Genomic DNA, 15,023 nt, shown 5'->3' on the forward strand with positions numbered 1-15,023 from the left:
ATGGAAGCCGACCTGGAACTCGCCGTCGACTGGACCGCCTGCCAGGCCCACGGCCTGTGCGCGGAACTGCTCCCCGAGCACGTCACCCTCGACGAGTGGGGCTACCCCCTGTTCCGTCAGGGCCCACTCCCTCGGAGAACCCTGAAACGCGCCAGAAGAGCCGCGGCCGACTGCCCGGTCCTGGCCCTCAAACTCACTGCGGGACAGGCGAGTTAGAGCCAGCCCGCGAACTCGAGGAGCAGTTCCGCGTCCTGCGGACGTCCGACCCGCCGGGCCCGTACGCCCGACTCGACCGCCCGGAACAGGGTCCAGCCCCGCAGCCGCTCCTGGTCCACGTCCAGCGACTCGGCGAGCCGCTTCACCCGCCGACGGGTGGTCGACGAACCCGAAGGCGACGCGATCAGATCCTCCACCCGGTCGCGGACCAGCCGGGCCAGATCGAAGGCGCACTCGCCGACCACCGGGTCGGGGCCCACGGCAAGCCAGGGCATGCGCTCACCGGCGAGCACCTTGCTCTGCCGGAAGGTGCCGTGCAGCAGCCGCTCCTCGGGCGGGCCGGCCAGGAGCTCCTCGCGGGCCCCGAGCGCCGCGTCCACCAGGGCGGCGACCTCCGCGTCGGCACCCGCCGACGTCCGCATCGCCTCGGCCTGCCGCCCGGTCCGCTCGGCGACCGTCTCGAAGGTATGCGCGGCGGGTGGCTCGACCCACAGCCGCCGCAGCGTCCCGGCCGCCTCCAGCAGGGCCTTCGCCTCGGGCAGCGAGCGCACGGAGAGGTCGGGATGCAGGCGCTCGAGCAGCAGTACGCCCTGCGCATCATCCGGGTCGAGGAGCTGGACCGCGCCCCGGCCGTCCCAGTGGGCGAGTGCGGCCCGCTCGCTCTCCGGACGGGCCCGCCCGGGCGCCAGCTTCAGCACGGCGGGCGTCCCGTCGGCCTGCCTGACCAGCACCACCAGACTGCTGCGCCCGCCGGGCGCCTGCACCCGCTCCACCGTCAACTCGCGTAGATCAACGGCCTGTTGCGCCAGCACCGGCAGCTTGTCCAGCCAGTCGCCGGTCCCACCGGTCCCCTCGGCACCGTCGGCCCCGTTGTGCTGCGTCTCGCCGAGCGCCCGCACGAGGCGTTGCGGCGGTTCGAAAGCCATGCGCGAGTGGTTCCTTCCAGCTGGCGTTACGCCGGTGATGGCGCCGACGCGGACGGGGTGGCGGCCCGCTCGGCGAGCCCAGGGAAGGCTACGCTCTCGCCGCCCCACCGCACCGCCCGTACCGCCGCCTCGCGCAGCGCCTCGGCGGCCGTACGCCGCTGGTCGCCGGTGGAAGCCCGTACGAGATCGGAGTACACCCCGGCCACCCGTTCCTCCAGTTCGGCCGCGAACCGCACGGCAGCGGCCGAGTCCTTCACCTGGAACGGCAGGGCGTACGCCGCCGCCGAGGCCTCGGGCTTCCCGCCCAGGTCCCGTACGGCCCGCGCCAGCTCGTCCCGCCGCGCCCGGTGGGCGTCGTAGGCCGCCCGGGCCTCGGTCCTGCGCGCGTCGTCGATCTTGCCGCCGACGACGCCGTACCCGTAGACGACGGCGTGCTCGGCGCCCAGTGCGGCCTGCAGGGCTTTCAGCTCCGCTTCCTTCGCCCTCTTGGCGTCCTCGGTGTCGTCGCCGCTCCTGGATTCCCTGGTGCCGGTCACTTCTTCCCCTCCGTCAACAAGTAGGCGTGTGCCGCCCCGGCCGCCGCCACCGACGCCAGCAGCCTGGCCAGCTCTCCCGGCACGTCCAGCAGGGCCTTCGCGCGCTGGTCGGCCAGGCTGTGCTCGGCCGATGCGAGGTCCTTGAGAGCGTCCTTCTCCGTGGCCGGAACGGTGGCCGACGGGGCGGGGGAGGCGCCGGCGGCCACCGCCGATTCCGATGCCGAGGCGGACGGCGACGGTGATCCCGATGCCGGGGTTCCGCTCTTGAAGGCCGCCGCGTGCCGTACGACCTCCGCCCGCAGCGGGCGCAGGCGCTCCGCCAGTGAGGGGTACGCGGTGATCACGGCCGCGTACCGCTCCGCGAGCGCCTGGCTGTCGCCGGCGGCACGCGCGCGTGCCCGGTCGGCGGCCGAGGGGCTACCGCCGGAGGTGTCGGTGGTGGACGGCTCGGGGGTGGAGCAGCCCGCGAGCGCGAAGGCGCCCGCGGCCGACGCGAGCAAGGTCCTTCGGCGCGGGCCCGAGGGGGTACGCGACGGCAGGGTGAACGGCACGGGAGACGTCCTCGGAAGGCTCGTACGAAAGGGAGGGCTGCACGCCCGTGATCACGGTACCCGCGCCCCGGCCGATCGGTGGCCAGCGGCTCTCGCACAGTGCTCGCCCGGCCGGTCGTTCCGCCCCCTCCGCCCCCGCTCCGAGCCGTCCGGCCGCGTCACGATGGACGGCAACACCCCCGGCGACCGGATACCCTTTGACCTGACACGCGAGACATACCCACAACAGCACACGCGGCCGAGGAGTCACCCGGATGAGCACCACCCAGAGCGAGAGGCTGCGAGAACTGCTGGAATCTCTCGTCAGCTCTCAGGGACTCGATCTCGAAGAGGTCGAGGTGGACTCGGTGGGACGCAAGCGTGTGCTGCGTGTCGTCGTCGACTCGGACACGGGTGCCGACCTGGACCAGATCGCCGATGTGAGCCGCGCGCTCTCGGCGAAGCTCGACGAGACGGACGCGATGGGCGCGGGCGAGTACACCCTCGAGGTCGGAACCCCCGGTGCCGAGCGCGAGCTCAAGGAGCACCGTCACTACGTACGCGCCACGGACCGCCTGGTGAAGTTCCAGCTGGCCGACGGCGCGGAGCTGACCGCCCGGATCCTCACCGTGGACGACTCCGGACTCGACGTCGAAGTGCCCGGCGTGAAGGGGCGCAAGCCCACCGCCAAGAGGCTCGCCTTCGAGGACATCACCAAGGCGCGCGTCCAGGTCGAGTTCAACCGCAAGAACCAGCCTGATGAGCAAAACGTGCAGGACGAGCAAGAAGCGCTCGAAGAGAACGAAGAGAACGCAGAGGAGGCGTAGCCGTGGACATCGACATGAGTGCCCTGCGGGGTTTGGTACGGGAGAAGGAGATCTCCTTCGACCTGCTGGTCGAGGCGATCGAGTCGGCCCTCCTCATCGCCTACCACCGCACCGAGGGAAGCCGCCGGCACGCGCGCGTGAAGCTCGACCGGGAAACCGGCCATGTGACCGTGTGGGCGAAGGAGGACCCCGAGGACCTGGAGGAGGGGCAGGAGGCGCGCGAGTTCGACGACACCCCGTCGGGGTTCGGCCGCATCGCCGCGACCACCGCCAAGCAGGTCATCCTGCAGCGCCTGCGGGACGCCGAGGACGACGCGACGCTCGGCGAGTACGCGGGCCGCGAGGGCGACATCGTCACCGGTGTCGTGCAGCAGGGTCGCGACCCCAAGAACGTCCTGGTCGACATCGGCAAGCTGGAGGCCATCCTGCCGGTGCAGGAGCAGGTCCCCGGTGAGACCTATACGCACGGCCTGCGCCTGCGCTCGTACGTCGTACGGGTCGCGAAGGGCGTCCGCGGTCCGTCCGTGACGCTCTCCCGCACGCACCCCAACCTGGTGAAGAAGCTGTTCGCGCTTGAGGTGCCGGAGATCGCCGACGGGTCCGTCGAGATCGCCGCCATCGCGCGCGAGGCGGGCCACCGTACGAAGATCGCCGTCCGGTCCACCCGGTCCGGATTGAACCCCAAGGGCGCCTGCATCGGCCCCATGGGCAGCCGGGTGCGCAACGTGATGGCCGAGCTGAACGGCGAGAAGATCGACATCGTCGACTGGGCGGACGACCCGGCCGAGATGGTGGCGAACGCGCTGTCCCCGGCCCGCGTCTCCAAGGTCGAGGTCGTGGACCTCGCGGCCCGCTCCGCGCGCGTGACCGTCCCCGACTACCAGCTGTCGCTGGCGATCGGCAAGGAGGGCCAGAATGCCCGTCTTGCGGCCCGCCTCACCGGCTGGCGGATCGACATCCGTCCGGACACCGAACAGACCGGCGACCAGGGCGGGGAATAGGCCCGGGAATAGATCCAAGCCGCAGGTGGCTTAGATCACGACAACAACCGTTCGATTCTTGCCCCAAAGGGGTGAGGTCGGTACGGGGAGGTAGACTTAACAGTGTCTGGCCGGACGCGAGCCCGCGCATGCCCTGAACGCACCTGTGTGGGGTGTCGGGAGCGAGCGGCCAAGAAGGATCTGCTGCGCATCGTGGCGGTCGAGGGTGAATGTGTCCCCGATCATCGCGGTACGCTGCCCGGCCGGGGCTCGTACGTACACCCCGTCCTGGCCTGTCTCGACCTGGCGGTCCGCCGCCGGGCGTTCCCACGGGCGCTGCGTGCCCCGGGATCGCTCGACATGAAGGCGTTGCGCCACTACGTCGAGCAGGTAACACCGTAAGACGTGTCGTACGGAACCCCCGTGCGGCCCTGGTACCCCGCGAGTTGGAAGTAGGTCGAGATTGCGATGAGCACTCGATGAGCACGCGATGAGTACGCCCATGAAGTAGCGACGGTCCGGACGCAACCCGGACCTAAAAGGAGCGAAGTGGCTAAGGTCCGGGTATACGAACTCGCTAAGGAGTTCGGGGTTGAGAGCAAGGTCGTCATGGCCAAGCTCCAGGAACTCGGTGAGTTCGTCCGTTCAGCGTCCTCGACGATCGAGGCGCCCGTAGTACGCAAACTGACAGATGCCCTGCAGCAGGGCAACGGCGGCGGCAAGCCGGCGCCGCGCAAGGCCGCGCCTGCCAAGCCGGGTGCGCCTTCTCCCGCGCAGGCCGCCCGTCCGGCCGCCCCGCGTCCGCCGGCTCCCAAGCCGGCCGTGGCCGAGAAGCCCGCGGAGGCCGCACCGGTCACCCCGGTTGTTCCGTCCACTCCGGCCTCGGGCCCGCGTCCGGGTCCCAAGCCCGCGCCGAAGCCCGCTCCGGCGGCTCCGGCTCCGGTCGCCGCCGAGTTCACGGCGCCCCCGTCGGCTCCCGCGGCTCCGGCCGCCGGTGCTCGTCCGGGTGCTGCCCGTCCCGGCGCTCCGAAGCCCGCCGGTGCCCGTCCGGCCGGTCCCGGCCAGGGTGGTCAGGGTCGTGGCGACCGTCCCGAGCGTACGGACCGTCCCGAGCGTGGCGACCGCCCCGACCGTCAGGGCGCTCCGCGTCCGGGTGGCCAGGGTGCGCGTCCCGGTGCTCGTCCGGCCGGTCCCCGTCCGGGCAACAACCCGTTCACCTCTGGTGGCTCCACCGGTATGGCGCGCCCCCAGGCGCCCCGTCCGGGCGGTGCCCCGCGTCCGGGTGGCGCAGGCGCCCCCGGCGGTCCGCGTCCGCAGGGCGCGGGTCAGGACCGCGGTGACCGTGGTCCCCGTCCCCAGGGCGGTCCCGGCGGCGCTCCGCGTCCGCAGGGCGGTCCGGGCGGTGCCCGTCCGAGCCCGGGCGGCATGCCCCGTCCGCAGGGTGGCGCTCCGCGTCCCGGCGGCGGCCCCGGTGGTAACCGTCCGAACCCCGGCATGATGCCGCAGCGTCCCGCTGCGGGCAGCCCGCGTCCGGGCGGCGGTGGCCCCGGTGGCGGCCGTGGTCCCGGTGGCGGTGGCGGTCGTCCCGGCGGTGCCGGTGGCGGTCGTCCCGGTGGCGGCGGCGGCTTCGCCGGTCGTCCGGCCGGTCCCGGTGGCGGTGGCGGCGGTTTCGCCGGTCGTCCCGGTGGTCCGGGTGGCGGTGGTGGCGGTTTCGCCGGTCGTCCCGGTGGTCCCGGTGGCGGTGGCGGCGGTCGTCCCGGCTTCGGTGGTCGTCCCGGTGGTCCCGGTGGCCGTGGTGGCACACAGGGCGCCTTCGGTCGTCCCGGTGGTCCCGCGCGTCGTGGTCGCAAGTCGAAGCGGCAGAGGCGCCAGGAGTACGAGGCCATGCAGGCCCCGTCGGTCGGCGGCGTCATGCTGCCTCGCGGCAACGGACAGTCCGTCCGCCTGTCGCGCGGTGCCTCGCTCACCGACTTCGCCGAGAAGATCGGCGCCAACCCGGCGTCGCTCGTCGGCGTGATGATGAACCTCGGCGAGATGGTCACTGCCACGCAGTCCGTCTCCGACGAGACGCTGAAGCTCCTCGCGGACGAGATGAACTTCGTCCTCGAGATCGTCAGCCCCGAGGAGGAGGACCGCGAGCTGCTCGAGTCCTTCGACATCGAGTTCGGCGAGGACGAGGGTGGCGAGGAGTTCCTCGTCGCGCGTCCGCCGGTCGTGACCGTCATGGGTCACGTCGACCACGGTAAGACCCGACTGCTCGACACCATCCGCAAGACGAACGTCGTCGCGGGCGAGGCCGGCGGTATCACGCAGCACATCGGTGCGTACCAGGTCGCGACCGAGGTCAACGGCGAAGAGCGTCGGATCACCTTCATCGACACCCCGGGTCACGAGGCGTTCACCGCCATGCGTGCCCGTGGTGCCAAGTCGACCGACATCGCGATCCTCGTGGTGGCGGCCAACGACGGTGTGATGCCCCAGACGATCGAGGCGCTGAACCACGCCAAGGCGGCCGACGTGCCGATCGTGGTCGCGGTCAACAAGATCGACGTCGAGGGCGCCGACCCGACCAAGGTGCGCGGTCAGCTCACCGAGTTCGGTCTGGTGGCCGAGGAGTACGGCGGCGACACGATGTTCGTCGACATCTCCGCCAAGCAGGGCCTCAACATCGAGAGCCTGCTGGAGGCCGTGGTCCTCACCGCGGACGCCTCGCTCGACCTGCGGGCCAACCCGGAGCAGGACGCGCAGGGTATTGCGATCGAGTCCCACCTCGACCGTGGCCGCGGTGCCGTCTCGACGGTCCTGGTCCAGCGCGGCACGCTGCGCATCGGCGACACGATGGTGGTCGGCGACGCGTACGGCCGAGTCCGGGCGATGCTCGACGACAACGGCAACAACGTCGAGGAAGCGGGTCCGTCGACCCCCGTCCTGGTCCTGGGTCTCACCAACGTCCCGGGCGCCGGCGACAACTTCCTGGTCGTCGACGAGGACCGCACGGCGCGTCAGATCGCCGAGAAGCGCGCGGCGCGTGAGCGCAACGCCAACTTCGCCCGCCGGGGTGTCCGGTTCTCCCTGGAGAACCTGGACGAGGCCCTCAAGGCCGGTCTGGTGCAGGAACTCAACCTCATCATCAAGGGCGACGCGTCCGGTTCGGTGGAGGCTCTCGAGTCCTCGCTGCTCCAGCTCGACGTCGGTGAAGAGGTCGACATCCGCGTCCTGCACCGCGGTGTGGGTGCGGTCACCGAGTCGGACATCAACCTGGCGACCGGCTCCGACGCGATCGTCATCGGCTTCAACGTCCGCGCTGCGGGCCGCGCGGCCCAGATGGCGGAGCGCGAGGGCGTCGACGTCCGGTACTACTCGGTGATCTACCAGGCCATCGAGGAGATCGAGGCGGCCCTCAAGGGCATGCTCAAGCCGGAGTACGAGGAGGTCGAGCTCGGCACGGCGGAGATCCGCGAGGTCTTCAAGTCGTCCAAGCTGGGCAACATCGCCGGTGTCCTGGTCCGCTCGGGCGAGGTCAAGCGCAACACCAAGGCGCGCCTCATCCGCGACGGCAAGGTCATCGCGGAGAGCCTCAACATCTCCGGGCTGCGTCGCTTCAAGGACGACGTCACCGAGATCCGCGAAGGCTTCGAGGGCGGTATCAACCTCGGAAACTTCAACGACATCAAGGTCGACGACGTCATCGCGACGTACGAGATGCGCGAGAAGCCGCGCTCGTAAAGTGATGGTGTGAGCTGGCCGGGGTGACAAAGTCACCCCGGCCAGCTCACCGTCTTTTAGGGGCGCGGGGAACTGCGCGACAAGCCCCCACCGGCCGACAGCCGAAGAACAGCCGAGGGGGTCTGGGGCGCAGCCCCAGGAGAATGGACGGGTAGGGGCGGCGGGGGCGAAAATATCCGTCGAGCACCCCCACCCGTTCGTTGTACGGTTCTGATGTCCCTGCCAAGCGTTTGGCAGGCCATCTATCCCGTACCGGCGGGACATCCGGTTACACATGTATGTGGGGACACTGTCCTTCGATCTGCTCCTCGGCGACGTTCGCTCGCTCAAGGAGAAACGCTCCCTCGTCCGGCCGATCGTCGCCGAACTCCAGCGGAAGTACCCGGTGAGCGTGGCGGAGACGGGAAACCAGGACCTGCACCGCAGGGTCGAGATCGGCCTCGCGGTGGTCTCCGGAGACACCGAACACCTCACCGACGTACTGGACCGGTGTGAACGGCTCGTCGCGGCACGACCGGAGGTGGAACTGCTGTCGGTACGGCGCAGACTCCACACAGACGACGACTGACAACGACGGACGACGTCTGACGAAGACCGACGAAACAAGCAAGGCGAAGAAGGAGACGGACCAGTGGCCGACAACGCGCGGGCTAAGAGGCTGGCGGACCTCATCCGAGAGGTGGTGGCCAAGAAGCTGCAGCGCGGGATCAAGGATCCGCGGCTCGGCACCCACGTCACCATCACGGACACCCGGGTCACGGGTGATCTGCGGGAGGCGACCGTCTTCTACACGGTGTACGGGGACGACCAGGCGCGGGCGGAGGCCGCCGCGGGCCTGGAGAGCGCCAAGGGCGTGCTCCGCTCCGCGGTCGGTGCGGCGGCGGGCGTGAAGTTCACGCCGACGCTGACCTTCGTCGCGGACGCCCTCCCGGACACCGCCAAGACCATCGAGGACCTGCTCGACAAGGCGCGTGCCTCGGACGAGAAGGTGCGCGAGGTCTCCTCCGGAGCGAAGTACGCCGGTGACGCGGACCCGTACAAGAAGCCCGACTCCGACGACGAGTCGGACGACGACGAGACGGACGACGCCACCGGATGACCGAGAAGCACCAGACGCCCGACGGGCTTGTCATCGTCGACAAGCCGTCGGGCTTCACTTCGCACGACGTGGTCGCCAAGATGCGCGGGATCGCCAGGACCCGCCGCGTCGGACACGCCGGCACCCTCGACCCCATGGCGACGGGCGTGCTGGTCCTCGGCGTCGAGAAGGCCACCAAACTCCTCGGGCACCTCGCGCTCACCGAGAAGGAGTACCTGGGGACCATCAGGCTCGGGCAGAACACGCTGACGGACGACGCCGAGGGTGACATCACCTCGTCCACGGACGCGTCCGGCATCAAGCGGGACGCCGTCGACGCCGGCATCGCCAAGCTGACCGGCGACATCATGCAGGTGCCGTCCAAGGTCAGCGCCATCAAGATCAACGGCGTGCGCTCGTACAAGCGGGCGCGCGACGGCGAGGACTTCGAGATCCCGGCCCGTCCGGTGCGGATCTCGTCGTTCGCGGTGTACGACGTCCGTGACGCCGTCGCCGAGGACGGCACACCGGTCCTGGACCTGGTGGTCTCGGTGGTCTGCTCGTCCGGCACGTACATCCGGGCGCTGGCCCGTGACCTGGGCGCGGACCTGGGTGTCGGCGGCCATCTCACCGCGCTGCGCCGCACCCGCGTGGGCCCGTACAAGCTCGACTCCGCGCGCACCCTCGACCAGCTCCAGGAGGAGCTGACCGTGATGCCGATCGCGGAGGCCGCGGCCGCGGCGTTCCCGCGCTGGGACGTGGACGACAGGCGGGCGGGGCTGCTTCTCAACGGCGTACGCCTGGAGATTCCCGAGGAGTACGCCGGGCGCGGCGCCGTGGGCGTCTTCGACCCGGCCGGGCGGTTCCTGGCGCTGGTGGAGGAGCAGAAGGGGAAGGCGAAGAGCCTGGCGGTGTTCGGCTGACGCCGACGGTCCGACCGCGTCGGGTCCACGGGACCCGGCCTACCGGACCAGCTTGCCGAACCCGTCCGTGGAGCGGCGATCACGGGGTCTCGTGCCCGCCGCTCCACGGTCCCCCCTCGGTTCCCCCACCCAAGGGTGTATCCATCCGTCCTTGCTTATTCACCCCTTCGGGCAGGCGCTCGGAGTGAACCGGGGGAGCGGAAAGGGGCGCGTTCGACACGCGATCTGTCCCGCTGATCACCCTGCGCCTACCGTCGGAAGCAGAAGCGCGGCGGGGAGGTTCGAGCATGGCGGGACGGGGCCCGCGGACCGGGGGCCGACATGCACCGGTCGACAGCCGACACGTACAGGTCGAGAGCCGGCCGGTACCGGACAACAGCCGGGAGACGCCGGAAGAGGCCCGGGAAGCGTACGACGATGCCCTGGTGCGGGTCTGCGACCTGGCGGGGCGTCCGCGCGGCACGGGGTTCGTCGCCGACCACCACGGCACGGTGATCACCAGCCACGAGGCGGTCGACGGCCTGGCCCGTCTCGTCCTCCATGCCCCCGGCGGCCGCACCTGCGTGGTCACCGCCGACGCCGTCACACCCCTCCCGGACGCCGATCTGGCTCTCGTACGCAGCGAAGGTCTCGGCGTGGACCCGCTCCCCGTCACCGTGCGGAACCATGTCGAGACCGGCACGTACGTCCGGATCGCCGCGGGCGGCTGGCGCGAGGCACGGGTGCTCGGCGCCTCCGCCGTCACGTACACCGCGACCGACCGCTTCCATCTCCTGGGCGACGCCCTGGAGTTGGCGATCGGTACGGCCGGCACCGACGCGCTGCGGCTGGGCGGCGGAGCCGCCGGAGGCCCGGTGCTCGACGCCTCGACCGGGGCGGTGGTGGCGGTCCTGGGCACCGCGCTGCACGCCGGGCACAGGGTGGCGGGCTTCGCCGTCCCACTGCGGACTCCGGACGCCGAAGGACCGCTCGCCGCGCTGCTGGTCCGCAACGCGGCGACGGTGCCCGCGTACGGGGCCGATCTGAATCCGGCGGGGGTGCTGGAGCTGACGGCGACGTCCGTGGGCTCGGACGGGCCCGGCGGACCGGACGGCGGGAACTCCGAGCCTGTCGAACGAGCCGATGCCGTAAGGGAGTTCGGTGTGTTCGAGGGCGGTGGCCAGGCCGCCGTGCTCGGGCTTGTCGGACCGCCCGGCAGCGGTCGTACGACGGAACTCGCGGCCCTCGCCGCACGCCGCACCCGGGGTGCGGAACCGGCGCCCACCCTGTGGCTGCGGGGCGCCGACCTCCTGGCCACGGACCTCTCGGTGGCGGACGCGGCGGCGCGGGCGCTGGAGCGGGCCGGGCGGATCGTGTCGGCCTCGCGGGAGGGCCCGCACTCCGGGAGCTCGGCGGATCCGGGTGTGCTGCCTCCCGAGGGGTACGACGGTGAGCTGGGCGACATCGGGCCGGAGCGGTTGGCCCGGGTGGCACGGGACGCGGGGCGGCCGTTGCTGCTGCTCCTCGACGGTCCCGAGGAGATGCCGCCCGCCCTCGCCCACCGGATGCCCGAGTGGACGGCGGGGACGGCGGACTGGCTGCGGGAGACCGGGGCGCGGCTCGTGGTCGCGTGCCGGGCCGAGTACTGGGAGCAGGCGGGGGCCGAGTTTCCGGCGGAGCTGCTGCACCGGGCCGATCCCTCCGTGTCCGGGGCCGGGCCGTTTCCCGCCTGTGTGCGGCTGGGGGATCTGACCGAGGCGGAGGCGCTGCGGGCCCGGGCCCGCGCGGGGATCCCCGAGGGCGCGCTCGCGCCGGCCGACGCACGGCATCCGCTGGCGCTGCGGCTGCTGTCCGAGGTGCGGGCGGCGCTGCCGGAGGCCCCGGACGCTCGGGGCGCGCTGCCGGACTCCCCGGCCCGACCGCTCGACCGGGACGAGGTGTTCGCCGCCTACCTGGACCTCATGTGCCTGCGTGTCGCCGTCCGGCTCGCCGCGGTGAACGGGCTGCGCGGTTCGGCCGTACGGCGGCTCGCCGCCCATGTCTCCGGCCAGGTGCACGAGGCCGCGCGGCGCTGTCTGGGGCCCGGGCAGGGGGAGTTGGACCGCGCGTCCTTCGAAGCCGTCTTCCCGTGGGGCCCCACAACCGTTCGCCGCCTCGGCGCCACCACCGGCTGGGCATCCGCCGTCCTCACCGAGGGCCTCCTCGTCCCCGCTGGCAACGGCTACCGCTTCGCCCACGAGGAACTCGCCGACTGGATCCAGGGCACCCACCTCGACCTGGACCCCGCCCTGCACGCCCTGGTGCACCGGGGTCGCGCCGCGGGGGGCACGGGGACGGACCAGGCGGCTTCGACTGCCGGTAGGGCCGCCGGGCGGGTCCCGTCCTGGGCCGCCGGAGACGGTGTGCAGGCGGCTGCGGCGACACAGCTGTCGGAGCCTGCGCAGGCAGCCGGAAGGGCCCGGGGCTCTGGCGCGGCCGCGTCCCGGCGGCGTGCACAGGGCCCCCGATTCGGGGCCGCGCACGCCCCGCCTCGCGCACTCCCCGTCCCCCGCCACCGCATCGGCCCGGTGGTCCAGGCCCTGCTCCTCCTGGCCCGTCAGCAGGGCCCCGCCGAGCTGGCCCGCCGGCTGGAAGACCTGGTCGACGCCGTGGACGACCTCCTGCCCGAGGGGCCGGCCCCGCTCGGCGACCCCGGCTGGTGGGCCACGCACCTCTGCACCGATGTCCTGCTGCGGGTTCCCGACGCGAGCCCCTACGCCCGGGTGCTGCGGTTGCTCGCGGAGCGGATCGTGAGGTGGCGGGAGCAAGGGCGAGGCGTACCGGGGGAGTTCGGGCCGGCGTTTTGGGAGGCGCTGGCGCTGCCGGAGGCGGAACGGTTCGAGCTGCTGAGGTGCCTGGTGATGGCGGACGAGGCGCCGCGCGCCGGGAGCCAAGAAGGCGAACCCCGCTATCTGGACGCCGTGGCCCGCCTCCTCACCGCCGACCCCACCGCCGTACAACCGCACCTCACCCACTGGTTCGACGACGACCGCCCCCTCCCCGCGACCCCGCACGCGACCGTGGCGACGGCCGCACAGGCGCTGCTGTACGCCTACCGGCGCCGGGCCCTGGACGATCTCGCGGAGGCGCTGGTCGGAGTCGCGCACCGGCGCGGCGACGAGCTGCTGGCCGTACTCGCCGAGGAGGAACCGTCGGCCGTGTGCCGGGCGGTGGACCGGTGGGCGCACGACGAGCGCCCGGCACGGCGGGTGGCGGCGGTGGCGTACGGATTGCGGGCCGCACCGCAGGTGCGGACCGAGGCCGACCGCGCGCTGCTGCGCTACGCGGCGCTCGCCCTGCTGGCCCGCCCCGCCGACTCCACCCTGCACGGCGGAGCGCTCGGCCTCCTCGTAAGGGATCCGTGGACCCGGGCACGGTACCTGCCGCAGGCCTTGGAGCGGTTCAAGGCGGGCGACCCGCAGCTGCCCGCGAGCGCGCTGGTCGCCGCCCTCACGACCCACCCCGACCCGGTGCTCGCCGCCTTCCGGGCCAGGCTGTGGCAACCGGGCGCGGGCCCGGACACGGGCGAGCTGCTGCGCAACCTCGCCGACGTCACCACGCCCTCCCTCGCCCGCCGCGTCGCCGTCCTGGTACGCGAGGTGGTGGAGCTCCGCCCGGCAGCAGCCGCGCACGTGGCCGCGTACGTCGACCGGCGGCTCGAACACGGACTGGAGGCCCACACGGTGCTCTTTCCGCTGGTCACAGGGTTGCTCGACGGCTGCCCCGCACCGGTGCGGGCGGCGCTCGCGACCGTACTCGCCGCGCCCGGCAGCCCGGCCTCCCGTCCCCTGCGGCGCGAACTCCTCGACCTCTTCCTCGCCCACGAACGGGACCCGGCAGTCCTCGACACCCTGCTGCGGGCGGCGGCGGCCGACGCGGCCCGCAGGGGAGAGGAACCCACCCGTGAACTGGTGCACCGTACGGGCCTCCTCCTCGTCCGCACGCCGGCCGGAGCCACCGGCTTCGACCGCGGCCTCGTCGACCTCGCCCGCACCGTCCCCGGCTTCGCCGGCCTCGTGGCCCGGTGGCTGACCGGCGCCCCGGAGGAGTGGGCCGGCGTGGTCGGCCCGAGCACCCGCCGCATGATCGAGAACCTGGCCGGGGTGCGGGTTCCCGCCTGACCTACGCCGCCGAGATGCGGGATGTGTCACAGCCTGATGCCGATGCAGGCGGAGAGCACCCGGCATGGCACTCTTAGAGCTGCGAATGAGGCAATCACGGACACAGGTTCGACGAGTTTGCGACAAGGAGCAGTCACAGTGCAGCGCTGGCGTGGCTTGGAGGACATCCCCGAGGACTGGGGGCGCAGCGTCGTCACCATCGGTTCCTACGACGGGGTGCACCGCGGACACCAGCTGATCATCCGGCATGCCGTGGACCGCGCCCGCGAGCTGGGCGTTCCCTCCGTCGTCGTCACCTTCGACCCGCACCCCAGCGAGGTCGTGCGCCCCGGCAGCCACCCCCCGCTGCTCGCCCCGCACCACCGCCGCGCCGAACTGATGGCCGAGCTGGGCGTGGACGCCCTGCTCATCCTTCCGTTCACGAAGGAGTTCTCGAAGCTGTCGCCCGCCGACTTCGTCGCGAAGGTCCTGGTCGACAAGCTGCACGCGAAGGCGGTCGTCGAGGGCCCCAACTTCCGCTTCGGCCACAAGGCCACCGGCAATGTCGATTTCCTGCGGGAGCAGGGCCAGACGTACGACTTCGAGGTCGAGGTCGTCGACCTGTACGTGACCGGTGACGCGGGCGGCGGCGAGCCCTTCTCCTCGACCCTCACCCGGCGGCTCGTCGCCGAGGGCGACGTCGAGGGCGCGCGCGAGATCCTCGGGCGTCCGCACCGTGTCGAGGGCATCGTCGTACGAGGCGCCCAGCGCGGCCGCGAGCTGGGCTTCCCGACGGCGAACGTCGAGACCCTCCCGCACACCGCCATTCCCGCCGACGGCGTCTACGCCGGCTGGCTGCACGTCGCGGACGAGGCGATGCCGGCCGCGATCTCCGTCGGCACGAATCCCCAGTTCGACGGCACCGAGCGGACCGTCGAGGCGTACGCCATCGACCGCGTCGGCCTCGACCTGTACGGCCTGCACGTCGCCGTCGACTTCCTCGCCTTCGTACGCGGACAGGCCAGGTTCGACTCCATCGACGCGCTCCTTGTGGCCATCGGGGACGACGTGAAGCGGTCACGGGAACTGATCGAGGCGTACGAGGCCGAGGCCGACTCCGAGTAGCTTTTCCGCGCACGTCGGTACGTCGTTGGGGGTGGCCG

13 protein-coding genes are annotated in these 15,023 nt (G+C 72.1%); 10 read left to right on the forward strand and 3 right to left on the reverse strand.

The features are described from left to right. A complete protein-coding gene (locus tag OG219_RS35140) occupies positions 1-216 on the forward strand; it encodes a ferredoxin (protein WP_266833427.1) in 216 nt (71 codons plus the stop codon). On the opposite strand, the gene OG219_RS35145 is transcribed toward OG219_RS35140, so the two are convergent. The 3 genes from OG219_RS35145 to OG219_RS35155 all read right to left on the reverse strand — a co-directional run bounded on the left by OG219_RS35145 (position 213) and on the right by OG219_RS35155 (position 2,229). Next, positions 213-1,142: an aminoglycoside phosphotransferase family protein gene (locus OG219_RS35145; protein ID WP_266833429.1), complete on the reverse strand. Its 930-nt coding sequence runs from the start codon at positions 1,140-1,142 to the stop codon at positions 213-215. The genes OG219_RS35140 and OG219_RS35145 overlap by 4 nt on opposite strands. A gap of 26 nt (positions 1,143-1,168) precedes the next feature. Then, entirely contained in the window at positions 1,169-1,609 is a 441-nt protein-coding gene (locus OG219_RS35150; protein WP_266836340.1) for a ferritin-like domain-containing protein, read from the reverse strand. 65 nt (positions 1,610-1,674) lie between these two features. Continuing rightward, on the reverse strand, positions 1,675-2,229 hold the full coding sequence (locus OG219_RS35155; RefSeq protein WP_266833431.1) for a hypothetical protein: 555 nt from the start codon (positions 2,227-2,229) through the stop codon (positions 1,675-1,677). A gap of 254 nt (positions 2,230-2,483) precedes the next feature. Here OG219_RS35155 and rimP point away from each other — a divergent pair, with 254 nt between their 5' ends. The 9 genes from rimP (at position 2,484) to OG219_RS35200 (ending at position 14,985) form a co-directional block, all read left to right on the forward strand. Then, positions 2,484-3,035 carry a ribosome maturation factor RimP gene (gene rimP, locus OG219_RS35160; RefSeq protein ID WP_266833433.1) on the forward strand — a complete coding sequence of 184 codons (552 nt, stop codon included), beginning with the start codon at positions 2,484-2,486 and terminating at the stop codon, positions 3,033-3,035. Between the two features lie 2 nt (positions 3,036-3,037). Continuing rightward, positions 3,038-4,036, forward strand: coding sequence for a transcription termination factor NusA (gene nusA, locus OG219_RS35165; protein ID WP_266833435.1), 999 nt, complete (start codon positions 3,038-3,040; stop codon positions 4,034-4,036). Positions 4,037-4,138: 102 nt separating this feature from the next. Next, the gene (locus tag OG219_RS35170) at positions 4,139-4,417 is read left to right on the forward strand and encodes a YlxR family protein (protein WP_266474465.1); all 279 of its coding nucleotides are present in this window, start codon (positions 4,139-4,141) and stop codon (positions 4,415-4,417) included. Positions 4,418-4,564: 147 nt separating this feature from the next. Beyond that, a complete protein-coding gene (infB, locus tag OG219_RS35175; protein WP_266833437.1) occupies positions 4,565-7,741 on the forward strand; it encodes a translation initiation factor IF-2 in 3,177 nt (1,058 codons plus the stop codon). 274 nt (positions 7,742-8,015) lie between these two features. Beyond that, positions 8,016-8,309 carry a DUF503 domain-containing protein gene (locus OG219_RS35180; protein ID WP_266833439.1) on the forward strand — a complete coding sequence of 98 codons (294 nt, stop codon included), beginning with the start codon at positions 8,016-8,018 and terminating at the stop codon, positions 8,307-8,309. Between the two features lie 63 nt (positions 8,310-8,372). Further along, a complete protein-coding gene (gene rbfA / locus OG219_RS35185) occupies positions 8,373-8,840 on the forward strand; it encodes a 30S ribosome-binding factor RbfA (RefSeq protein ID WP_266833441.1) in 468 nt (155 codons plus the stop codon). Then, positions 8,837-9,742, forward strand: a complete 906-nt coding sequence (gene truB / locus OG219_RS35190) for a tRNA pseudouridine(55) synthase TruB (RefSeq protein ID WP_266833443.1) — start codon at positions 8,837-8,839, stop codon at positions 9,740-9,742. The genes rbfA and truB overlap by 4 nt, the downstream gene beginning before the upstream one ends. Positions 9,743-10,029: 287 nt before the next feature. Further along, a complete protein-coding gene (locus tag OG219_RS35195) occupies positions 10,030-13,881 on the forward strand; it encodes a trypsin-like peptidase domain-containing protein (protein WP_266833445.1) in 3,852 nt (1,283 codons plus the stop codon). Between the two features lie 138 nt (positions 13,882-14,019). Continuing rightward, entirely contained in the window at positions 14,020-14,985 is a 966-nt protein-coding gene (locus OG219_RS35200; protein WP_266833447.1) for a bifunctional riboflavin kinase/FAD synthetase, read from the forward strand. Positions 14,986-15,023 lie beyond the last annotated feature (38 nt).

This window comes from Streptomyces sp. NBC_00038, assembly GCF_026343635.1.
Taxonomy (GTDB): domain Bacteria; phylum Actinomycetota; class Actinomycetes; order Streptomycetales; family Streptomycetaceae; genus Streptomyces.

Coding starts and splice junctions, on each gene's coding strand:
- OG219_RS35140 (WP_266833427.1), top strand. CDS start 1: ATGGAAGCCGACCTGGAACTCGCCGTCGACTGGACCGCCTGCCAGGCC.
- OG219_RS35145 (WP_266833429.1), bottom strand. CDS start 1,142: ATGGCTTTCGAACCGCCGCAACGCCTCGTGCGGGCGCTCGGCGAGACG.
- rimP (WP_266833433.1), top strand. CDS start 2,484: ATGAGCACCACCCAGAGCGAGAGGCTGCGAGAACTGCTGGAATCTCTC.
- OG219_RS35180 (WP_266833439.1), top strand. CDS start 8,016: ATGTATGTGGGGACACTGTCCTTCGATCTGCTCCTCGGCGACGTTCGC.
- truB (WP_266833443.1), top strand. CDS start 8,837: ATGACCGAGAAGCACCAGACGCCCGACGGGCTTGTCATCGTCGACAAG.
- OG219_RS35195 (WP_266833445.1), top strand. CDS start 10,030: ATGGCGGGACGGGGCCCGCGGACCGGGGGCCGACATGCACCGGTCGAC.